This is a genomic window from uncultured Ruegeria sp. (genome assembly GCF_947497005.1).
Lineage (GTDB): Bacteria > Pseudomonadota > Alphaproteobacteria > Rhodobacterales > Rhodobacteraceae > Ruegeria.
Genome location: NZ_CANMFF010000007.1, coordinates 22036 through 43533, shown reverse-complemented (window position 1 = coordinate 43533; position 21498 = coordinate 22036). Strand labels below are relative to the sequence as shown.

At 55.8% G+C, this 21498-nt stretch carries 23 protein-coding genes, 1 tRNA gene and 1 pseudogene; 17 read left to right on the top strand and 8 right to left on the bottom strand.

Annotation, left to right across the window (positions count from 1 at the left end):
• The first annotated feature begins 68 nt into the window (after positions 1-68).
• From Q0816_RS11250 to Q0816_RS11240, 3 genes are all read left to right on the top strand, one after another.
• Positions 69-2357 (top strand): glycosyl hydrolase family 28-related protein, encoded by a 2289-nt coding sequence (locus Q0816_RS11250; RefSeq protein WP_298850434.1) that lies wholly within the window; start codon positions 69-71, stop codon positions 2355-2357.
• Positions 2358-2500: 143 nt separating this feature from the next.
• Complete coding sequence (locus Q0816_RS11245; protein WP_298850432.1) at positions 2501-2827, top strand: antibiotic biosynthesis monooxygenase; 327 nt, start codon at positions 2501-2503, stop codon at positions 2825-2827.
• Positions 2828-2891: 64 nt separating this feature from the next.
• Complete coding sequence (locus Q0816_RS11240) at positions 2892-3299, top strand: universal stress protein (RefSeq protein ID WP_298850430.1); 408 nt, start codon at positions 2892-2894, stop codon at positions 3297-3299.
• Between the two features lie 3 nt (positions 3300-3302).
• Here Q0816_RS11240 and Q0816_RS11235 read toward each other — a convergent pair whose 3' ends face one another.
• The gene (locus tag Q0816_RS11235) at positions 3303-3785 is read right to left on the bottom strand and encodes a HugZ family protein (protein ID WP_298850428.1); all 483 of its coding nucleotides are present in this window, start codon (positions 3783-3785) and stop codon (positions 3303-3305) included.
• Positions 3786-3924: 139 nt separating this feature from the next.
• Here Q0816_RS11235 and Q0816_RS11230 point away from each other — a divergent pair, with 139 nt between their 5' ends.
• Together Q0816_RS11230 and Q0816_RS11225 are read left to right on the top strand one after the other, a co-directional pair.
• On the top strand, positions 3925-4347 hold the full coding sequence (locus tag Q0816_RS11230) for an excalibur calcium-binding domain-containing protein (RefSeq protein WP_298850426.1): 423 nt from the start codon (positions 3925-3927) through the stop codon (positions 4345-4347).
• A gap of 158 nt (positions 4348-4505) precedes the next feature.
• Positions 4506-4748 (top strand): zf-TFIIB domain-containing protein, encoded by a 243-nt coding sequence (locus Q0816_RS11225; RefSeq protein WP_298850902.1) that lies wholly within the window; start codon positions 4506-4508, stop codon positions 4746-4748.
• A gap of 5 nt (positions 4749-4753) precedes the next feature.
• Here the strand turns inward: Q0816_RS11225 and Q0816_RS11220 are convergent, their stop codons facing one another.
• Both Q0816_RS11220 and Q0816_RS11215 read right to left on the bottom strand, forming a co-directional pair.
• Entirely contained in the window at positions 4754-5182 is a 429-nt protein-coding gene (locus Q0816_RS11220; protein ID WP_298850417.1) for an excinuclease ABC subunit B, read from the bottom strand.
• A gap of 43 nt (positions 5183-5225) precedes the next feature.
• A complete protein-coding gene (locus Q0816_RS11215; protein ID WP_298850415.1) occupies positions 5226-5930 on the bottom strand; it encodes an ORF6N domain-containing protein in 705 nt (234 codons plus the stop codon).
• 227 nt (positions 5931-6157) lie between these two features.
• Between Q0816_RS11215 and Q0816_RS11210 the strand changes: the two genes are divergently transcribed.
• Both Q0816_RS11210 and Q0816_RS11205 read left to right on the top strand, forming a co-directional pair.
• Positions 6158-6448, top strand: a complete 291-nt coding sequence (locus Q0816_RS11210) for a hypothetical protein (RefSeq protein ID WP_298850413.1) — start codon at positions 6158-6160, stop codon at positions 6446-6448.
• A 467-nt stretch (positions 6449-6915) separates the two neighbouring features.
• Positions 6916-7473 (top strand): hypothetical protein, encoded by a 558-nt coding sequence (locus Q0816_RS11205; protein WP_298850411.1) that lies wholly within the window; start codon positions 6916-6918, stop codon positions 7471-7473.
• 556 nt (positions 7474-8029) lie between these two features.
• Here Q0816_RS11205 and Q0816_RS11200 read toward each other — a convergent pair.
• The 3 genes from Q0816_RS11200 to Q0816_RS11190 all read right to left on the bottom strand — a co-directional run bounded on the left by Q0816_RS11200 (position 8030) and on the right by Q0816_RS11190 (position 11643).
• Complete coding sequence (locus Q0816_RS11200; protein ID WP_298850409.1) at positions 8030-8893, bottom strand: DUF4238 domain-containing protein; 864 nt, start codon at positions 8891-8893, stop codon at positions 8030-8032.
• Position 8894: 1 nt separating this feature from the next.
• Positions 8895-11081, bottom strand: coding sequence for an excinuclease ABC subunit UvrB (uvrB, locus tag Q0816_RS11195; RefSeq protein WP_298850407.1), 2187 nt, complete (start codon positions 11079-11081; stop codon positions 8895-8897).
• Positions 11082-11163: 82 nt separating this feature from the next.
• Positions 11164-11643, bottom strand: a complete 480-nt coding sequence (locus tag Q0816_RS11190) for an SRPBCC family protein (RefSeq protein WP_298850405.1) — start codon at positions 11641-11643, stop codon at positions 11164-11166.
• 158 nt (positions 11644-11801) lie between these two features.
• On the opposite strand from Q0816_RS11190, the gene Q0816_RS11185 reads away from it, so the two are divergent.
• From Q0816_RS11185 to Q0816_RS11175, 3 genes are all read left to right on the top strand, one after another.
• On the top strand, positions 11802-12113 hold the full coding sequence (locus tag Q0816_RS11185; protein ID WP_298850403.1) for an ETC complex I subunit: 312 nt from the start codon (positions 11802-11804) through the stop codon (positions 12111-12113).
• The gene (locus tag Q0816_RS11180; RefSeq protein WP_298850402.1) at positions 12114-12602 is read left to right on the top strand and encodes a GNAT family N-acetyltransferase; all 489 of its coding nucleotides are present in this window, start codon (positions 12114-12116) and stop codon (positions 12600-12602) included.
• Positions 12603-12754: 152 nt separating this feature from the next.
• Positions 12755-12831, top strand: a tRNA-Arg gene (locus tag Q0816_RS11175).
• Positions 12832-12950: 119 nt separating this feature from the next.
• Here Q0816_RS11175 and Q0816_RS11170 read toward each other — a convergent pair.
• Complete coding sequence (locus Q0816_RS11170; RefSeq protein ID WP_298850401.1) at positions 12951-13415, bottom strand: hypothetical protein; 465 nt, start codon at positions 13413-13415, stop codon at positions 12951-12953.
• A gap of 108 nt (positions 13416-13523) precedes the next feature.
• On the opposite strand from Q0816_RS11170, the pseudogene Q0816_RS11165 reads away from it, so the two are divergent.
• Positions 13524-13640: pseudogene (locus tag Q0816_RS11165) on the top strand (universal stress protein); the annotation flags it as partial.
• Positions 13641-13813: 173 nt separating this feature from the next.
• Here Q0816_RS11165 and Q0816_RS11160 read toward each other — a convergent pair.
• Positions 13814-13963, bottom strand: a complete 150-nt coding sequence (locus Q0816_RS11160; protein WP_298850399.1) for a hypothetical protein — start codon at positions 13961-13963, stop codon at positions 13814-13816.
• A 562-nt stretch (positions 13964-14525) separates the two neighbouring features.
• On the opposite strand from Q0816_RS11160, the gene iolG reads away from it, so the two are divergent.
• The 6 genes from iolG (at position 14526) to iolE (ending at position 21465) form a co-directional block, all read left to right on the top strand.
• Positions 14526-15539 carry an inositol 2-dehydrogenase gene (iolG, locus tag Q0816_RS11155; protein ID WP_298850397.1) on the top strand — a complete coding sequence of 338 codons (1014 nt, stop codon included), beginning with the start codon at positions 14526-14528 and terminating at the stop codon, positions 15537-15539.
• Between the two features lie 124 nt (positions 15540-15663).
• A complete protein-coding gene (locus Q0816_RS11150; RefSeq protein ID WP_298850395.1) occupies positions 15664-16584 on the top strand; it encodes a sugar ABC transporter substrate-binding protein in 921 nt (306 codons plus the stop codon).
• A 68-nt stretch (positions 16585-16652) separates the two neighbouring features.
• Complete coding sequence (locus tag Q0816_RS11145) at positions 16653-17759, top strand: ABC transporter permease (RefSeq protein WP_298850393.1); 1107 nt, start codon at positions 16653-16655, stop codon at positions 17757-17759.
• 1 nt (position 17760) lies between these two features.
• Positions 17761-18582: an ATP-binding cassette domain-containing protein gene (locus Q0816_RS11140; protein ID WP_298850392.1), complete on the top strand. Its 822-nt coding sequence runs from the start codon at positions 17761-17763 to the stop codon at positions 18580-18582.
• A gap of 154 nt (positions 18583-18736) precedes the next feature.
• The gene (gene iolD / locus Q0816_RS11135) at positions 18737-20569 is read left to right on the top strand and encodes a 3D-(3,5/4)-trihydroxycyclohexane-1,2-dione acylhydrolase (decyclizing) (RefSeq protein ID WP_298850391.1); all 1833 of its coding nucleotides are present in this window, start codon (positions 18737-18739) and stop codon (positions 20567-20569) included.
• Positions 20566-21465, top strand: coding sequence for a myo-inosose-2 dehydratase (iolE, locus tag Q0816_RS11130; RefSeq protein WP_298850389.1), 900 nt, complete (start codon positions 20566-20568; stop codon positions 21463-21465). The genes iolD and iolE overlap by 4 nt, the downstream gene beginning before the upstream one ends.
• Positions 21466-21498 lie beyond the last annotated feature (33 nt).

Sequence of the window (21498 nt, the reverse complement as noted above, 5' to 3'; positions counted from 1 at the left end):
GGCGGACCTGAACACGGGGTTTGGACGCGCCGCCAGATTTGCGCGGCGCGATTGAGAAAGGGTTTTCAATGAACAAGGCAATCACTGACGGCATCGTGTTCATGCCACCGCAATTCGCGAATGGTCTGACCGTCTGGTCTGCGGGAGACGGGACGCCTGGCTCGCCCACATATGGCGGGTCCGGCACCGGGGTGTTCGTGCCAGCGGATGCGGATTTTGGCGGCTGTCTTGAGATTCTGAAAGTGAATACCACGCAGCAGCTCCGGTATATGGGTCAGACACCGATTTTGCCCGGCTGCTATTTGCAGATCAAAGCCAGGATAAAGGCGATCAGTGGTCCATTGCCGTCCGTGCGTATTGCGGCCTGGGCCGGTGGTGCGGGCGACACCCATGTGGCGGGTGTCGTGGAGCAGGGGCCAGCCACCCCGTTGTCGGGCTATGGCGCTGTGCATGAGTTCACGGCGATTGTCGGCACCGGCCAGCGCCCCGGTGTGGATATGCCGTGGGGGCTGGCCGCCCTGTACGGTCATTTCGGTCTTGATATTGAGGGGTCCAACGGGGCGTTGGTGCGCGTCGATGATCTGGAGATCACAGATGTCACCAGTGTTTTCCTGCGTGAGATGATCAGCGTTGTGGATGTGCGGGATTATGGGGCCATCGGCGATGGCGTAGCGGACGACTCAGCTGCGTTTGAAGCAGCGGATCAGGCGGCGGGCGGTCGTCGGGTTTACGTTCCACAGGGGACCTATCATCTGGCGGAAAACACAAGCATGGCGTCCGAGATGGACTTTGAAGGCACCGTCACCATGCCGGATGACAAAATGCTGTTGCTGACAAAGGACTTCCATCTGCCCGCTTATATAGCGGCATTCGGAGACGAGGAGCTGGCGTTCAAAAAGGCGTTTCAGGCTCTGCTGAACAACTCGGACCATGAATCTCTTGATTTGGGGGGCCGCAAAATTTCGGTGACCTCTCCGATCGATATGGCGGCGGCAGTTCCCAACAAGCAAAGCGGTTTTTCGACCCGTCGTGTAATCCGGAATGGCCAGTTCGATGTCAAAAGCAGTGCGGCCTGGGATACCGAGCAGTTCACGTCAACAGCGACCTATGACCCTTCGGACAAAACGCGCCTGACCAATGTTGCAAATGTCGCCAATATTCCAGTGGGATCTTACGTTGCCGGCAGCGGTGTCGGACGTGAGATCTATGTGCGGTCAAAAAATGTCGGAGCGGGTGAGATTACACTGAGCGCGCCTCTTGTCGGCGCGTCGGGGACCCAGTCCTTCACGTTTTATTCCTTCAAGTATCTGTTGGATTTCGGTGGTTTCAGTACGCTTCGGAAATTCGGCATGGAGCAGATCGAATTTCAATGCAACAGCCGATGCAGCGGAATCCGTCTGGCGGCCTCGGGCAGCACCTTTTCGTTGAACGACTGTTTTGTCAGCCGTCCCAAAGATCGAGGGATCACCTCGACCGGCACAGGGTGCAAAGGCATGTCAATTGAAAACTGTCAATTCCTGTCCGCAGAAGAATCTCTTGTTGTGACGGATCGGTATTCCATCGCTTTGAACACCAATTCAAACGATGTGAAGTTGCGCCACAACCGGGCGGTGCGTTTCAGGCATTTCGCCGTTCTGGGCGGCGATAACAATATGATCCTGGGCAACCACTTCTTTCAGGGCGACAGTATCCCGCAAGGTGTGCGCACTGCCGGGTTGATCATGATCGGCACCTATAACAGCTCCACCATCGCTGAGAATTATGTCGATAACTGTTTTATCGAATGGACGAATGAACGCGATCCGGTGCCGACCTACACCGGTGGCTTTTCTTTCAGTGCGATGAGCATCACGGATAACATATTCTATTCCAGCCAAGCTCCGTCGTGGCTCAGTTACATCGTCATTCGCCCCTATGGTCCCGGGCATTTCCTGAATGGTCTGGCAGTGACCGGAAACAAGTTTCGTGCTACGAGCGGCGATATTTTTCGGGCGGAAAGGGTTGATACAACCTTCGCTGACTTGAACAAGGACAGGCACGCCAACGTGACTTTCCAGAACAATACCTATCACGGGGTGACAAGAAAATCTGCAAATCCGCTGAGGGTCCGCTATACGCAACATTCAGTATCCAATCTCTGGTATGTCTCGGCAAGCGGGCAATTGCCATTCGATAGCAAGGCGCGCAGCTGTGATGGGGTCACGACGATCGGTGTGCTCTCGGGGGTGTTCAACAACCATGTTTTCAGCTCTCCTCATGTTGAGGTCGAGCAGGGGGCTACGGGCGACAGTTTTCTGTTGCGGTGGCCGGACCATGTGAAAGGAATAGTGTCAGTTCTGATGCGCATGGAACGCTAGAACCTTGACTGGCCGCCCCGAACCGGGTGGCCATTTCACTCTGATATGGCTGGTATTGACACACCCGGTTTGCGAAGCTGGCAGGAAATAGGCGACGTTTCATTTTGATGTGTTAGGCTTGGAGGAGGAAATGGAGAATCCCGATGCTGAAAATCGCTAAAAACGCCAGTGTTCAAACAGTTATCACGACCTTTGAAATGACACCGGGCACCTGTCAGGACCTTTTGGAAGCCCTGACGGATGCCTATGCCGAGTTCATTTCAAAGCAGCCAGGTTTCGTTTCCGCCGGGCTGCACGTCAATGATGCGCAAACCCGGATCGCCAACTATTCGCAGTGGCAACGCCGCGAGGATTTTCTTGCCATGCTGCGGACGCCCGAAATGCGTGACCGTAACCGCAAAATCAATGAACTGTGCAAGAGTTTTGAGCCGGTCATGTACGACGTCGCGGAGACATTCGGAAATTCCTGACCTGAATCAAAGCATGTGTTGTCAAACTGTTTCATAGTGAGCCTGCAAAACGGAGGCTCGCGTCATGTATCACAATATTCTGGTCCCCATCTCTTTCGATGCTGAAAGAGACACATCGGGGTCATTGAAACTGGCCCAGGTTCTGGCCACGCCAGACGCACAGGTGACATTGTTGCATGTGGTCGAGCATATTCCGAACTATGCGATTTCCTATATGCCGTCCGAATACCTGACAGAGGCGCGAAAGGCGATTCAGACTGAGCTGGATGAGTTGGCATCGCAATTGCCGAATGCCAAGGGAATAGTGATTGAAGGGCATTCCGGGCGAACCATTCTGGATTGGGCCCAGGCAAACCATCCGGATCTGATCATCATGGCGTCTCACCGACCTGGGATGCAGGACCTGCTGCTGGGGTCAACCGCGTCCCATGTCGTGCGTCACGCAGGATGTGCCGTGCATGTGGTCCGCTGAAAGTTAGAAATCCTGAGTGGTGAGACGATAGGCCTTGCCAAATCCGCCGTTCAAAAGGCCGTCCTGAATGATGAACCTCACAAAGTTGAAATCGGCGAAATCGATGTACAGTTTCGCTTTGGGGCGCAAGACCAGATAACGCTCGCGCAATTCAGTATAGCCTGTCATGCACCGGTGAACCGGTCGGGCGATCACGTGCAATGTCAGGCGCGGATGGGTCAGCGGGTCGCCTTTTTCCGCAGGCTCTCCTACCAAGAGGGCGCAATTGGGATTGGCGCACAGCGCCCGGGAATGCTCGGCAAGGGTGGAGATCAGCGTCACAGGATTACCTGTTTCATCCGTGGCCAACGCGATCCGGGAGATCGAGGGCAACCCTGTTTCCGGACAGAGAACCGCCAAAGATGCAAAATGCCCATGCGCGAGAAGGTCCCGCGCCTGCGAGCGAACGGCTTCATCGGGTGTCCGATAGGGGGTGAGCTCGGTCATGGTGTTGGTCCGATCTGCAAACATCTCAGGTGCACGGGAATTATTGTCCGATGTTGCCGACCTGATCCAGGCCCACTGTTCTGTTTTTTGAATTCGGGCTGCCTCGGCTTTGCCACATATCGGAGTTACACATCAGGGAATGCTGTTCAAGAAACCTCCGCATGATGCGCCTGATCTGAATCCACGGTCGTCCAGACGACATCAACGCGCCGAAGCGTTGCGCAGGCAGGCGCTGTCTCCGGTACGAATTCTGGTGATGGTTTTGCTGTTGCCGTTGACTACCGTGTTGATCGCGACGGGTGTCTTTTTACGGCTGTCCGAGTATGAGCGGGAAGAGGCGGTGATCCATCTGATCGCGCTGGCGGGATGTGATGCGACACAGGCGATTGGTGTCGGGCCGTTTTATGAGGGGCAGGCGGGCTATCATAAGCGCAATGACCCGGACGGCGACGGGATCGCCTGTGGTGTCGCCAATGCGCCGCGCGTGAATGTTCCGCAAGTGCAGAACAGCCCGGAGCCACAACAGAGGTCTCTTGGAACCGCCAAATTCGTGCGTCCCTGATGGCAATGATTGCGCGAACTGGATGATCATCTTTGACCAAGAGCAATTGTCGGCTTCTTCCCTTTTCGACCTACGCGCTCGGGCGTCATGTCACAGAGGGATGACACGGCAACGGATCGACCCCATTTCATGCTGGTAGCAAAATGGGAGATCGTATGATGCAATGTCCAATTGACGGAACTCAACTGGTCATAACGGACCGCAGCGGCGTCGAAATCGACTATTGTCCGCAATGCAGGGGTGTTTGGCTGGATCGGGGTGAACTGGATAAGATCATCGAGCGATCGACAGCTTATACGCCACCACCTCCGCCACAGTCCAGTTATGATGACAGGGCGGATCACAGCCATCGCAAGAAAAAGAAACGTGGCGGTTTTCTGGAAGATCTGTTTGACTTCTGATACATTCAGGACAGCTGAGCACCAGCGCATTCACGAAAGACGCGAACCTGGGGGGCAGCGCCATCCAGGGGAAATTCAGTCAACCTGTCCTGTGTAAACGCATAGGCCGTCAGGTTGTATTCCAACCCGTTCAGAACGTTTCCAAATCCGGTATCGGTGACCGTCAGTGACGACTCACCGTCAGAAAGGATATGGTTCGGAGTGGCAATTTCGATGGGGTTTGGCCCTTCGAACCGCATCGCAAACCATGGTGTTTTGGTCCAGCTCTCAGTCTTTCGGGTGACCGACAGGGTGTAAAGCGGTTTTGCCGGGTCGTAGGTCAGGAATATCTCTGCCTCGTCCGTGGCATGTGACAGGGTGCAGATCTGGCCTACCGTTGCCTCCCACGCGGTGGCCGGTGTGCCGAGGATCAGTGATACCAGAACGATGCGCATAGCAGGAAAGCTAGTCGCCCACAGGTCAGAGGCAAGGGCGGCTCTACCCTTTCATCGCGGTCAACAGTTCCAGCAATCCTTTGCGGTCGTCATCATCGGCATAATCGCCCGTGGCCAGCCGTTCGGCGATGCGCAGGCGCAGGCGATCCTGCTGAGTGCGCACTTCTTCTCCGGCGGTTTCGGCCAGGGTCTTCATGATCACGGCTACAGCCTGCTGACGCTTGGTGGTGGGGTTGGCGATGTAATCGATAAGGCTCTGCTGACCGGAATCGAGGATGTTTTCAGCCAAATCGCGTAACTGTTCGCCATTGGGCAGCAGCTGGGCGGGGGCACTTTCGGGCGGCAGGATTTCCGGATCGCTGCGCGGGGTTTCGGCCAGCGCATTTGCACCGTCGACGAAAGCCTCGGTAATCATCCGGGTGATCCTGATGGCGCGCGGGTCCTTGAACAGGGCCGAGGCGATAGCCACGCCGTAATCGGTATAGACCCACGGATTGACCCGCCGTCCACCTCGGCCCTTGGGTTTCGAGATCACATTCCGTGATTGCAGATCGGCGACCTCGGCATCGGTCAGCTGAAAACGGTAGCCTTGAAACAGGTCGGTGTTACGTGACACGGCTTGATTGAAGGCGCTGACGGATTTTCCGTAGAACTGCGCCAGATCCTCGGCCAGCACCACGCGGGCACCACGTACCCGGTGAATGGCGCTTTGGACTTCTTGTGTGCTGGGCAGGTTCTTCGAACTCATCATGGGCACCGTTTGGAATCACGATTTGTGATCTCAAAGGTGAAGCAGCCTGCGCTGGGCTGCAACCTTGAAGTGTCAACTGCCTGGTTGTGGTGGGCCGTCCAGTTGAAAACAGCCATAAATCCCGAGTATCAATGCGAGATTTATCGCTGCCGTGCTAGGGTGCGCGCGGCCCGGCCGCTCCGGTCGCGCCCCATGGCAATTTCGCCAGACGAGGGAGGAAAGTAATGTTTGCACGTATTACCCAATTCAAGATGAAGCCCGGCACGCGCGAGGCGGCGACGGAAAAAATGAACGCTTTGAAATCCGAAATCATGGGCATGCCCGGGATACACAGCTTTACCAACGTGATGAACGAAGACGGGTCGGGCTATGTGATCTCGGTGGTGGAGAGTGAGGAAACCTCGAACGCGAACGCCCCAAAAGTGGCCGAGCTGTGGGGTCATTTTGCCGAGTTCATGGAAGGCCCGCCCACACCGGTTGGGTTCGACGTAATCGCCCATTGGGATAAGGGGTAAAGGCTCGGGCGGGCGGGGGTATCCCCGCCCTATTTTGGCGTGGTGTGTAGGATCGGGTTTTTCCCTATCACTCGTTTTGGGCGGCTTCAGAGTGATGGGTAAGAAACCCATCCTACACGGGTTGTGATTGGCGCTTAGGACCTCATGGGTGCTGGGCAGGGCGTTTAGGTTCGTCAAGGCGATCGTTTGGAATAACAATATGTGATTTCAAACGTGGCGAAGGGAGCGCTGGGCTGCAAGTTTGAAGTGTGGAGCATTCGGGCGACCTTGGTTTTTTGCAGGACGGGTCATTTCACACATCATTGCGTGGGAAGCTGGCAAGGACAGTTCGAACATCCATCGAAAGCTTCTTCACCATCGAAAAATAGCCGAAATTCTGGTGCGGCTACAGTGCTGGCGCCCCTCTGCATTTAGTAAATAGACCATTTTGTGATAAAATAGCGCCTATTCAAATTAAGGAGATTGTTGTGGCTTATGAAATTACGCCGAATATCGCCACGGAACTAATTTCACATGAAGGTATAGTCCGTGAAGCCTACCGGGATTCAGTTGGGGTGTGGACCTGGAGTATTGGTATCACTTCGTCATCCGGTCACAAAGTCTGGCCACGCTACGTCGATAACCCCCAACCATTGAAAAGGTGTTTTGAAGTATTTGAGTGGGTGCTTCGAAACAATTACCTGCCCGCCGTCGAAGATGCGTTTGCCGGGCACTCACTTACTGAAGCTCAGCTTGGGGCCGCACTTTCGTTTCACTACAATACAGGTGGAATAAAAACGGCAACCTGGGTCAAACAATGGAAAGCCGGAGATGTTTCCGGTGCAAGAAAATCCATCATGAACTGGAAGAAACCACCAGAGATCATCCCTCGACGAAGAAACGAACAAGAACTTTTCTTTGACGGGGTGTGGTCCAACAATGGCACAGGAACCGAGTACAAAGTTCGCAAACCATCATACGCACCGGACTGGGGCAGTGCGACCAGTGTTCCGATAAAGGATATCCTTGATGAACTCTTCGGGTGAATCAGGAATTTTTCCGCCGCCGCTTGCCATTACCGCCCCGCTGACCCGGTCGTCCAGCCATTGACCACCCGTGGGATTTCACCGCGCCTTCCGAGGCTTTCTCGACCGCCCATTGACGCGCCATGGGGTCGTCGGTGGCGGCAAGATTGACCGCAAACGTACCCAAAGTGGCCGAGCTGTGGGGTCATTTCGCCGAATTCATGGAAGGCCCGCCCTCACCGGTCGGATACGATGTAATTGCCCATTGGGAAAAGGGTTGAACGGCTGGGCGGGATATTCCCGCCCATCTCCTTACAAAAGAAACTGCGCCAGATCTTCGGTCAACACCATACGGGTGCCGCGCACGCAGTGAATGGCGCTTTGGACCTCATGCGTGGAGGGTAGGTTTTTGGAATTGGTCATGGCAGCCGTTTGGAATCACAATTTGTGATCTCAAACGTGGAGGAGAGGGCGCTGGGCTGCAAGGGTGGAATGTGGGGGTGACGAGATTAGTAGATTTACTCAAACGTGTAGGAAAGCTCCAACAGTAAAGGGTCGAAGCCTATAATAAGCTCGCTTACCATTCTGAGGTTGCAAGTGACTGAAGCAATAATTGCGAGGTAGACGCAATCGCTTGGCTATTTTTGGTCAAAGCTCGATTAAGGTTTCTAACGTTGGCGTCGTCAAACAATACGCAGTCAGGAGCCGAATAGTCCGCGACAAAGCCAACCGCAATATTGGGCGCAAATGTTGTCCACTCTTCTACACCCAACTCACCCAACTCTTGCTTTGGATAATCTTCAAATCTGGCAACAGGATTGCTGGAGACTATGAACTGTTTATTCGCACGCTTTGGAGTGCCAACGATTATCTTCATCTTCTCAAGCCTAGAGAGGATTTTTATAGATTGCTGTCCAAAATTCGATACTCGACTATTTCGAATAGCCCGCGCTCTAAAGCTTTCATCGTCGAGAAGTAGTTTCTCGTCGTCGGTTAAGGGGCGGTACGTTGCCTCAAATTCGCGTGCAAGGTCAGCAGTGAAAGTTTCATTCGCTACCTCTTGGATAAGCGGGTCAATGAAATCTGGGGACCTTTTCTTATGGTCATAAAAAAATTGAATGAACCTGTACCGAAGATCCTGAGTGGAAAATGTCAACTTGCCAGTGTCGAGGGCTCGCTGAAAAGTACCCACCCAATCAGGAATGTAGTTGTCCAATTCGTAAGCGAAGAATTTCTCAATCGTATCATCCTTTGAGCCATCTTTGCGTTCGAATGAGTTGAAGTGCATTCTCCGAAATACACTGTCGATATTTCGGCGCTCGGGAACCTTCGAGCCAGATTGCTTAGAAAAGTAATATAGTGACTTTCCTGAAACGCAGAAGTTACGAAGAATTGCCTTGGCGATATAGTGGTGTTTGCTCGAAACCTTGTGCTTACTCAACTTACCGCTTCCGCCGCTTCACATTCCCACCTCGCTGACCCGGTCTCCCAGCCGTTGACCGCCCGCGTGATTTCACCGCGTCCTCTGATGCTTTCTCGACCGCCCATTGGCGCGCCATGGGGTCGTCGGCGACGGCGAGGTCGACCGCTTCCAGTCGTTTAATCTCGTCCCGGATGTTGGCGGCCTCTTCGAATTCCAGGTTCTCGGCGGCTTTGCGCATCTTGTCGCGCAACCCGTCCAGATGGGCCTCGAGATTCGCGCCGTGCATCGGTTTGTCGATGGTGGCGGTAACGCGGTTCATGTCGACGTCGCCCTGATAGAGCCCAGCCAGAACATCCTCGACATTCTTTTTCACCGTGGCGGGCGTAATGCCGTGTTCTTCGTTATACGCGACCTGCTTGGCGCGGCGGCGGTTGGTTTCCCCCAGCGCGCGCTCCATCGAACCGGTGATCTTGTCGGCATACATGATCACGCGGCCATCGGCGTTCCGCGCCGCGCGGCCGATGGTTTGCACCAGAGAGGTCTCGGACCGCAAAAAGCCCTCTTTATCCGCGTCCAGAATGGCGACCAGCCCGCATTCGGGAATGTCGAGCCCCTCGCGCAGCAGGTTGATGCCGATCAGCACGTCGAAGGCCCCCAACCGCAGGTCGCGCAGGATTTCAATCCGTTCCAGAGTGTCGATGTCGGAATGCATATAGCGGACTTTGATGCCCTGTTCGTGCAGGTATTCGGTCAGATCCTCGGCCATGCGTTTGGTCAGCGTGGTGACCAGCGTGCGATAGCCGTCGGCGGCGACCTTGCGCACCTCGTCCAGCAGGTCGTCCACCTGCATCGACACCGGACGAATCTCGACCTCGGGGTCCAACAGGCCGGTGGGGCGGATCACCTGTTCGGTGAAGACGCCGCCGGTCTGCTCAATCTCCCACTTCGCCGGGGTGGCCGAAACAAAGACGGATTGCGGGCGCATGGCGTCCCATTCCTCGAACTTCAGCGGACGGTTGTCCATACAGGACGGCAGGCGGAACCCGTGTTCGGCCAGCGTGAACTTGCGCCGGTAGTCTCCGCGGTACATGCCGCCGATCTGCGGGACTGAAACGTGGGATTCGTCGGCGAAGACGATGGCGTTGTCCGGAATGAATTCGAACAGGGTTGGGGGCGGCTCACCAGGTGCGCGGCCCGTCAGATAACGCGAGTAGTTTTCGATCCCGTTGCAGACGCCGGTGGCCTCGAGCATTTCCAGATCGAAATTGGTGCGCTGTTCCAGACGTTGGGCCTCCAGCAGCTTGCCCTCGCCGACCAACTGATCGAGCCGGACGCGCAGTTCCTTTTTGATGCCGATGATCGCCTGCTGCATCGTCGGTTTCGGGGTCACGTAGTGCGAGTTGGCGTAGACACGCACCTGTTCCATCGTGGCGGCGCGTTCACCGGTCAGGGGGTCGAATTCGGTGATGGTTTCCAACTCCTCACCGAAGAACGAGAACTTCCAGGCCCGGTCCTCAAGGTGGGCAGGCCAGATCTCCAGTGAATCGCCCCGTACGCGGAAAGAGCCGCGCTGAAACGCCTGATCGTTGCGGCGGTATTGCTGGGACACAAGATCAGCCATGATCTGGCGCTGGTCATACTCGCCACCAACCTTCAGGTCCTGCGTCATCGCCCCATAAGTTTCGACCGAACCAATACCGTAGATGCAGGACACCGAGGCGACGATGATGACGTCATCGCGTTCCAACAGCGCGCGGGTGGCCGAGTGGCGCATCCGGTCGATCTGTTCGTTGATCTGGGATTCTTTCTCGATATAGGTGTCCGACCGCGCCACATAGGCTTCGGGCTGATAGTAGTCATAGTAGCTGACGAAATACTCCACCGAGTTTTCGGGGAAGAAGCCTTTGAATTCGCCGTATAGCTGCGCCGCCAGTGTCTTGTTGGGCGCAAGGATGATCGCCGGGCGCTGGGTTTCCTCGATCACCTTGGCCATTGTGAAGGTCTTGCCCGTTCCGGTCGCACCCAACAAAACCTGTTCACGTTCGCCATCCAGCACGCCGCTGGTCAATTCTTTGATTGCTGTCGGTTGGTCGCCTGCAGGGGCAAATTCCGTATGCATCACAAACTGCTTGCCGCCTTCCAGTTTCAGGCGGGCGCGAACATCCTCGGTGGTCATTTGGGTCTTGTCGGAATGGGCGTATGGCATGGTCAGGCTCCGGGTCTGGCCCCTACATTTGTTCTTATTTTGTCCAACTGCAAGGGCTGATCCTGCTTGAACGCCGCAGTATTCAGTAATACGCAAGCTGCCCGTCCGGAAAGCGAACCGAGCGCATCTTTTCCGAAAGAGCCTTCAGGTTGCCGTCAAGAATACGACCTATCATCACTTTCATAAGAGTTTGGCCTATCAGCCAACCCAAAAGACCGTATTTCATGCGGTAGTCCATACTCCATGTGACCCGCACACGATTTTCTGTCAGAACTTCAATGGCGATTGCTGCATGAGCTTTGGTTATTGGCATGGCTGACATTTCTGACAGCTGGACAGTATAGCCCCGGCCGGGAGTCCATTTGGCTACTTCCTCGACCAAAGAGGTTCCGTTCTCAAAGTAGCAGCGTCGCCTTGATCCAACGCCATTGGCCCCATGGGTCAAGGCCTCCACATGCACGACCTGAGGGGCAATCTCATCAATCTGCATAAAGCGGCTGAGCATCGCCCAGATGTTGTCGGGGTTCGCGTCGATGTCGAGAGTGCGTTCATGATGGATCATCTGTTCAATCCTTTGGCTGACCTTTCGAAGATCATAAAGAGTGCTACTGACAGTTTCTGACATCAGCGCACACTTGTAATCCGCGACATTTGTTATCTTGTCCCGGGCAGCGCTCTGACGCATAAACAGGTTCAGCCAAGTGAGTACGGAGAGGCGACATGCGCGCACGGATTTACCAGCCCGCAAAGAATGCGATGACCTCGGGGATGGCCAAGACCCGAAAGTGGGTTCTGGAATACGCCCCTGCTTCGGCGCGTGAAGTAGACCCGCTGATGGGCTGGACCTCGTCCAGTGATACGCAAACCCAGATTCGCCTGAAGTTCGACACCAGAAAAGAGGCGATGGATTACGCCAAGGACAATGGTATCGACGCTCAGGTCAGCGAACCGCACAAGCGCAAACCCAACCTGCGCGCACGGGGTTATGGTGAAAACTTCGCCACCGATCGGCGTGCTCCTTGGACCCACTGAATGATCGAATTCCGCGAGGCCGACCCCACCTCGGACGAGTTGCGCCCGATTGTCGAAGCGCATTTTGCCCATAGCGAACGTGCAGGCCCAGCGGAAAGCAATCACACGATGAGCGTTGACTCTCTGGCCGGACCGGGGATTGGATTCTATGTGATCTACGACGGGCAGCAAGCGTTGGGCTGTGGTGCCCTGAAAGCGCTGCCCGATGGCACGGCTGAGGTGAAATCAGTACATATCCTCGAACAAGCGCGGGGACGTGGACTGGCGCGCGTGATGATGAATCACCTGGCCGAATTGGCGCGTGCTGATGGTGCCAAGGCTTTGGTTCTGGAAACCGGGGCAGAGCATCTTCCTGAGTATGATGCCGCTCGCAAGCTCTATGAAGCGTTGGGTTATTCCTATTGCGATCCGATCTTCGGGTACGGTGACGATCCGAACAGCGCATTCATGCGTCTGGGTCTTGAATCCTGTCCGCAAAAATCGCAATAAGGGTCCAGAGGTCCCCTAGCTCAGGGGATAGCGCTGCAATACACGTCCAAACACGCAACCTTCTGAGCGCAAATGAGAAATAACCGATCGACTTGCCGAAAAATTACCAAGTTGACTTATCTGCCGACATTGTTCAATAACAGTTAACCTGCGCCCACGTAATTCAACTGGATAGAATATCCGACTTCTAATCGGGCTGTTGGGGGTTCGAGTCCTCCCGTGGGCGCCACTTCACATCTTCATCAAAATCCACGAAGCAAAATCCGCCATCAGCGGATAGCTTCCCGAAGGCTCCTTCCGGTGGATTGGTGCCTTTTCTGGAACTGTGATTGCCTTGCCAAGCCAGGTTCAGGCCCCTTTGGCCTGATTACCGTGGTCTGGGTCGCGTGATTCAAGTTCCTGAAATTCAGGGGGGACAATAAACGTGTTGATGTCCACTCTGGGGTGGCGGCGGCTAGTTCGACTGCGGCACTCATGTCGGAGCATCATACCCCTGCAATCACGGGTGGATTTTACAAGCTCCACCGGTGCCGTCAGGTAGCCCAGCTGTAAGCCGGGCGAAAGCCCCTTGGGCAAGCTGCCCAGGTAAATCAGGCGGCCGGTACTATCGAGACATTGCAGCGGCAGAGGAGTGGAGTGCCGATAATCCACATCACATTCGGAGTCATCTTCAACGATGTAGAAATCAAACTCTTCGGCTGCCTGTAAAAGTTCATGACACCGACGCTCTGACATAGTGACTGTAGTTGGAAGCTGACGATTGGGTGTAACGAATACCAGATCCACACCGCGTTGACGATCATCAACAACCATACCCTCGTCGTCCACGGGCTGAAAGCCGTCATGCCTTCAGATCAAGTAAGCACGCATGTGGTGTCCGGGGATCCCGCAAACTCGGTTTTGGCCTGAGCCAAGAAGAACAGCGTCGATTGCAAAGTGGTGTCTTCTCATCGAGTTGGCCTGTCAGGTCATATGCTCGGCTCAACCGCGGCGCGCGTGGTCCGACACGCACAATGTAGTGTCGTTGTGCTGCGATAATGCGAGTTTAGGCCAGGGACTATTGCAATTTTCTTGTATTTGACTCTGTCAGAATTGGCGAATGAATGGACGTCGGCTGAATCGGTCGCACGAGGTCGTTACGCTAACTCTCGGCCTGCACAGAAATCCCGGAACTCGGAATTCAAACTGCTCAGCTGGCTGTATTCGGGGCGTCAAAAGCCCTGGCGCGTTGAAATCAGATTGTTTGGATTGGGACTTTGGTAACGGGGCCATTCCAGTTGCCGCATCAGAACCTGCAACTGGACGGACGGATAGTCGCCTGCGGTGTCCATGACGATTTGGATCACATTGTCCCAGTTCATGTGATCCCCCCAGTGTGCGTGGGCAATCGGTCCGGGGATGATGTGTTTTTCGCCAGGATTACCTCCTTCGAGAACATTTCTTCTGCCCTGATCCGTGCCAGCGGGCGGGACGTGGCCCACTCGCTTTCTTGGTTTCTTGAAAAACGGGCGCCCGCTGGTCAATCAACAGGGGTCACCAGTTTCGAACAAAAAACGTATCAACACCGGTGGGCCGTTCATCCGGGACGCGATTGCGGCTGTTTGGTGGAGGGTATGAGGGGCTGGACGAGGGGGTCATGCCAGCCCCTCTAAGGGGTCACAGAGTGGTAGTGTGTGTTCCTTAACTAAACATTAACCTGATTCACCGTGCTCCGATATTAGGGGATTCCCGTAGAGCCGAATTTGCGCGGATTTCAGCGTGTCGGGTATCGCAAGTGACTCCGGTTACGAGGGCTGTTTTGCAGCTTTCTCTGGGGCGCTTTTGAGTTCGCATGCAAAAATACGGGAGACTTGAAAAAAAATATTGCAACCGGTTGCAAAGGGAATCATTGTTACGCTCAACAAGAAGATTCGGGAGATTTGCATGCTAAAGGTCGGATTGCTGGGCGCCGGGCGCATAGGGCGGGTTCATGCACAGGCCATTACATCCCACCCGGGCAGTACACTTAGTGCTGTTTCAGATGCTATGCCCGAAGCTGCCGCAAATCTGGCCGGCGAACATGGGGCTGAAGCGCATAGTTCAGAAGAAATCATTGCCGATCCGGGAATTGATGCGGTTCTTATCGCAACCCCGACAGACACGCATTCTGATCTAATTGAGGCCGCGACAGATGCAGGCAAGGCCGTTTTGTGTGAAAAGCCTGTTGATCTGAGCCTGCAACGCGCCACGGATTGCCTGAGCACTGTTTCGGAACGTGGCAAGCCGGTGATGATCGGGTTTAACCGGCGGTTCGATCCGAATTTCGCGGCTTTGAAGGCTGGGTTGGACGCAGGCGAAATTGGCAAGGCCGAGCTGTTGTCGATCACCTCGTTTGACCCGGCACCGCCGCCGGTCAGTTACGTAAAAGTGTCGGGCGGGTTGTTTCGGGACATGATGATTCATGATTTCGATATGGCGAATTTCCTGATGGGGGACGTGCCGGAAACCATCTCGGCGTTTGGATCTTCGCTTGTCGACGCAGAGATCGGTGCGGCAGGTGATGTGGATACGGCAGCGGTTACAATGACTTATGCAGATGGCCGGATTGCGGTCATCAAGAATTCACGGCGTGCGGCCTACGGCTATGACCAGCGGGTCGAGCTGTTGGGCTCTCAAGGGCTGTTGCAGGCCCAGAACATGTTGGAAAACACTGTCGTAAAATCAACGGCGGATGGCGTTGTGGGGGCCAAGCCGACCTACTTCTTCCTGGAACGTTATATGCCGGCCTACCGGATTGAATGGGCTGCTTTCGTGGATGCTGTCGAAGGCGGGGCGGAGGTTCCGGTAACACTGAGGGACGGGGTCGCGGCGTTGGCTATGGCTGAGGCTGCCACCCTATCGTCGCAGAGGGAAAAACCAGTCCGGATGGAAGAAATTTTGAAACCGGTTGCAAAATGATCGAAATACTTCAAACTTACGTCAGCTCGGCCCTGTGCCGCAGCCACTGAGATTCGGCCTTGCCGGATGATTGGGGCTGGATCCCCAACAGAAGATCAGACTGAACCATTGGGAGGAAACAAAAATGAAGAACTTCGTTAAAGGCGCACTTGCTGCCGGGGCACTGGCCCTGGCCACACCCGCATTTGCGCAGGAAATCGTGGTCGTGTCGCATGGACAGGCCAATGACGCATTCTGGAACGTCGTGAAAAATGGTGTTGAGCAGGCAGGCAAAGATGTCGGGGTGAACGTGGAATACCGCGCGCCCGAGACCTTCGACATGGTTGCCATGTCGCAGCTGATCGACGCTGCCGTGAACCAAGAGCCTGACGGCCTGATCGTTTCAATTCCGGATGCGGATGCGCTTGGCCCGTCAATTGAACGTGCAGTTGCAGCCGGTATCCCGGTGATCTCGATCAACTCGGGTTCAGATGTCTCGAAGGATCTGGGCGCATTACTGCATGTGGGTCAGGACGAGTTCGATGCCGGTAAAGCCGCAGGTGAAGAACTTGCCTCGATGGGTGGCAAAGCGGCCATCTGCGTGAACCACGAAGTGGGCAACGTGGCGCTGGACCTGCGCTGCGCTGGTTTTGCAGAAGGCTTTGGCGGTAACGTTGACGTTCTGCCGACCTCGAACGACCCAACGGAAATCGAGTCGAAAGTTTCCGCTGCTCTGGCCGCAAACGAAGCCGTCGATACCGTGATGGCGCTGGGTGCAAGCTCGGCAGGTGAGCCGACTGTTGCTGCGGTCAAAGCTTCGGGCCGGGACGTGAATGTCGCCTCGTTCGACCTGTCGGCCAACTTCCTGCAGTCGATCGCGGACGGCGATGCAGCCTTTGCCATCGATCAGCAGCAGTATCTGCAAGGTTACCTGTCGGTGAACTTCATGGGTCTGCACGCCAAATACGGCCTGATGCCCGGTGGCAATGTTCCTTCGGGTCCGAACCTGATCACTCAGGACAAGGCTGCTCAGGTGATCGAGCTGTCTTCGCAGGGCATCCGCTGATCCGCACTGAAATCTGAACCAAACGGGGCGGCGCAACGGCGCCGTCCCCACCCAAATGGGAGGAAACGATGAGTGACTCAGCTCAAATTGCCGGGGACGAAAGGGTCAAAAAAGAACCTTTCATGACCAAGCTCATGAAACGGCCCGAGCTCGGTGCGATGGCCGGTGTTGTCCTGGTGGTCATCTTCTTTGCCATCACAGCAGACGACTCGATGTTTACCCTGGCCGGGATCATGAACTTCATGACACCTGCGGCACAGTTGGGCATTCTGGCAATCGGTGCCGCCCTTCTGATGATCGGGGGAGAGTTTGACCTGTCCATCGGTTCGATGGTGGCATTTGCAGGCTTGTTCTTCGGTGTCTGCGTGGTCACCTGGCAGTTGCCCCTGATCGTCGCCATTCCCATGACATTCGTATTTGCGGCCCTTGTCGGTGCGGTAAACGGCAATATCGTGATCCGATCCGGGTTGCCGTCCTTTATCGTCACTTTGGCCTTCCTGTTCATCCTGCGCGGCCTTTCACTGGTTGGCCTCAAGGCTGCCACCGGAGGTTCGACTCAATTGCGTGGCGTGCGCGATGTGGTTGAAAACGACTGGCTGGCGCCGTTCTTCTCGGGCGAGGCGTTCGGCAGCCTGTTCGCCTGGTTGGCAGCAAACGGCATGATCGACACATTCAAAAGCGGCGCTCCGAAGGTGCCCGGTGTTCCGGTCGAAATCCTATGGTTCATCGTGCTGGCACTGGTTGCAACCTATGTGCTGCTTCGCACCCCTGCAGGGAACTGGATATTCGCGGCTGGCGGTGACAGTACTGCAGCCTCCAACTCGGGTGTGCCAGTGAACCGGATCAAAGTTTCACTGTTCATGCTGACCGCTTGCTGCGCGGCACTGGTGGCTATCATCACGGTGATCGATGCTGGTTCGACTGACGCACGTCGCGGATTCCAGAAGGAATTCGAAGCGATTATCGCGGCTGTGATCGGTGGCTGCCTGTTGACGGGCGGTTACGGTTCAGCCATCGGAGCGTTCTTCGGTTCGATCATCTTTGGCATGGTTGTCATCGGCTTAACCTATACCGATTTCGATCAGGATTGGTTCCAGGTCTTCCTCGGTGGAATGCTTCTGATCGCCGTTCTGTTCAACAATGCGATCCGTAAACGCGTAACCGGGGAGCGCTGATATGACAGAAGATACCAAGTTCCATCATGGCGATACGGTGACCGATCTGGCGCCCATCGTGGAAATGAAGAACATCGAAAAGCACTTTGGCAATATCATCGCGTTGGCCGGTGTCAGCTTTGACGTCAAACCCGGTGAATGCCACTGTTTGCTGGGCGACAACGGTGCCGGTAAATCGACCTTCATCAAGACCATGTCCGGGGTGCATAAACCCACCAAGGGCGAGATCTTTTTTGAAGGCAAACCATTGCATTTCGACACCCCTCGGGATGCGATGGAGGCAGGCATTGCGACGGTGTTTCAGGATTTGGCGATGATCCCGCTGATGAGCGTCACGCGCAACTTCTTCATGGGGCGCGAACCCACCAAGGGTAAAGGCCTGCTAAAGCGGTTCGATGTGGATCACGCAAACGACGTCTGCATGGAGGAGATGCGCAAGATGGGCATCAACCTGCGTGGCCCGGATCAGGCGGTTGGCACCTTGTCGGGAGGTGAGCGTCAGACCGTCGCCATCGCCCGTGCTGTGTATTTCGGTGCCAAAATCCTGATTTTGGACGAACCGACCTCGGCCCTTGGTGTGCGCCAGACCTCAAACGTTCTGGCGACCATCGACAAGGTGCGTAACCATGGTATTGGCGTGGTCTTCATCAGCCATAACGTACGCCATGCACTGGCGGTGGGTGACCGGTTCACCGTACTGAACCGGGGCAAGACGCTGGGCACAGCCACGCGTGGTGAAATCACGCCCGAGCAATTGCAGGACCTGATGGCAGGCGGCCAGGAAATGGCCCAGCTTGAGGGCTCGCTGGGCGGAACGGTTTAAACCTTCAAAACCACGGATGTCCCCTTGGGGGCATCCATCGGGCGGTGGCACCTGACGCCACTCTGTTTTCAGGCTCTGGCAAAAGGCCTGACACCTTCGCAAATGAGAAAACCCGCGGACCACTTGAGGCGGCTCCGAGTTGAAAGGGATCATGATGAGCAAAACAGTCCGATTGACCGCGGCGCAGGCTCTGGTGCGCTATCTTGGGGCGCAGATGAACGAGGCCGGAGAGCCTTTTATCGCAGGTGTCTGGGCGATATTCGGCCATGGCAACGTGGCCGGATTGGGCGAGGCGTTGCATGGCGTGAAAGATAGTCTACCTACCTATCGCGGTCATAACGAACAGACTATGGCGCATTGCGCGATCGCGTATGCCAAGCAATTGGGTCGCAGGCGTGCGATGGCCGTGACCTCGTCGATCGGACCGGGGGCCACAAATATGGTCACCGCTGCCGCGCTGGCTCATGTAAACCGCTTGCCTGTTTTGTTGCTGCCCGGCGATGTGTTTGCGACGCGTGGCCCTGATCCGGTTTTGCAGCAACCCGAAGTATTCTCGGATGGAACCATCAGTGCCAATGATTGTTTCAGACCGGTCAGCCGGTATTTCGACCGTATCACTCGCCCCGAGCATCTGCTGACGGCTCTGCCGCGCGCCTTCCGCACGTTGACGGACCCGGCCGATTGCGGCCCGGTGACGCTGGCCTTTTGTCAGGATGTGCAGGCCGAGGCTTATGACTATCCCGAAAGCTTCTTTGAACCACGCGTCTGGTATCAGCGCCGCATTCGCCCGGATGAAGGTGAACTGGCCCGCGCCGTTGCTGCGATCAAGGCAGCGAAGCGTCCCGTGATCGTCGCTGGCGGTGGCGTGCATTATTCAGACGCAACCGCTGCGTTGCAGCGCTTTGCCGAGGTGCACAATATCCCGGTGGCCGAGACACAGGCGGGTAAATCCGCGCTGGCCTGGGATCATCCACTGAACCATGGCCCAATTGGTGTGACCGGTGGCGAACCCGCCAACGACATCTGCGCCGAGGCCGATCTTGTTCTGGGTGTTGGCACCCGTTTTCAAGACTTTACCACCGGGTCATGGGGTTTGTTCGCGAACCCCGAGCGTGAATTGATCAGCTTGAACACCGCCGCCTATGACGCCGAAAAGCACGGTGCGATGCCGCTGCAGGCCGACGCTCGGGTCGGACTGGGCGAACTGACCGAAGCGTTGGGCGATCACCGCGCGCCGGATCTGCCCGCGACATTGAAATCTGATTGGTTTGGCAAAGTCGACGCGTTGACCGATGCCCCGACCGACAGCAACGCGCTGCCCACGGATATGCAGGTGATCGGTGCCGTGCAAAGGGCGGCCAATGAAAACACCGTTGCGATGTGCGCAGCCGGCACAATGCCGGGTGAGTTACACAAGCTGTGGAAAGCGCCGCGCCCCGGTGCCTATCACATGGAATACGGTTTCAGCTGCATGGGCTATGAGATCGCGGGTGCCATGGGGATCAAGATGGCTCAGCCGGATCGGGACGTGATCTGTTTTACCGGCGACGGTACTTACATGATGGCGAATTCCGAAATGGCGACGGCGGCGATGATGGGGATTTCGTTCACGGTTGTGGTCACGGACAATCGCGGCTTTGGCTGCATCAACCGTTTGCAGATGGGTACAGGCGGGGCCGAGTTCAACAACCTTCTTGATCATACCGTCCATCAGACGGCATCGGCCATTGACTTTGCAGCCCATGCGGCGGCGATGGGGGCCACCTCGGTCAAAGTAAGCTCGATTGCCGAGTTTGAAGACGCACTGGCCAAACGCAGCGACGTCAAAGGTCCCTATGTTGTGGTGATCGACACCGATCCCTACCCGTCGACCGAATATGGCGGAACGTGGTGGGAAGTGGCGGTGCCCGAGGTCAGTGTCCGCCCGGAAGTAAACGAAAAACGTGCGGCATATGAAGTCGCCATCAAGGAAAGAAACACGAAATGAGCGTGAAGATCGGTATTTCTCCGATTGCCTGGCAGAATGACGACCTGCCGGACCTGACCGCGGCCTACACGATGGAGCAGGCGCTGAAAGAAGCGCGTGAGATCGGCTATACCGGTGTTGAACGAGGCCAACGGATGCCCGGCGACACCGAAGGATTGCGCGCCTATCTGGACGCAAGCGACATAGCGTTGTGTGGTGGATGGTGTTCAGGCGGTACCCTGGTCAATGATTTTGACGCCGAAGTTGCCGCCGTACGCGACCAAGTCGAACAATTCGTTGCGCTGAGCAGCCCGTGCATCGTTTATGCCGAATGCTCCAATACCGTTCAGGGGCAGATTGGGACACCTGTCAACGATCGTCCCAAACTGTCGAAGGATGAGGTTCTGACCTATGCGGGCAAGCTGACCGAACTTGCTAAATGGATGGCAGATCAGGGCATGTCGATGGCGTATCATCATCACATGGGCACGATCATCGAAAGCGAAGATGAGGTGAACTGGCTGATGGAAGGTTCAGGCCCCGAGTTGAAGCTGTGTTTCGATACGGGCCATCTGCTGTTTGGTGGCGGCGATGTGATGGCCACGCTGAACCGCTGGGGTGACCGGGTGCATCACGTCCATTTCAAGGACATCCGCCCCGAAGTTGTGCAGGAGACACGCGAGAATAATCGCAGTTTCCTGGATGCGGTGATTGCAGGCGGGTTTACCGTTCCCGGAGATGGTTGCATCGATTTTCAGGCCGTAGCCAACGCGTTGAAAGCGATGAACTATAATGGCTGGATCGTGGTCGAAGCAGAGCAGGATCCCGCCAAGGCGCCGCCCTATGAGTACTCCAAAATTGGTTACGACCATATCGTCGAAGTGTGCGGCAAGGCAGGACTGGAGATCACCACCTAAATCACCGCCCCAAGTGGCAACACCGAAGCCATG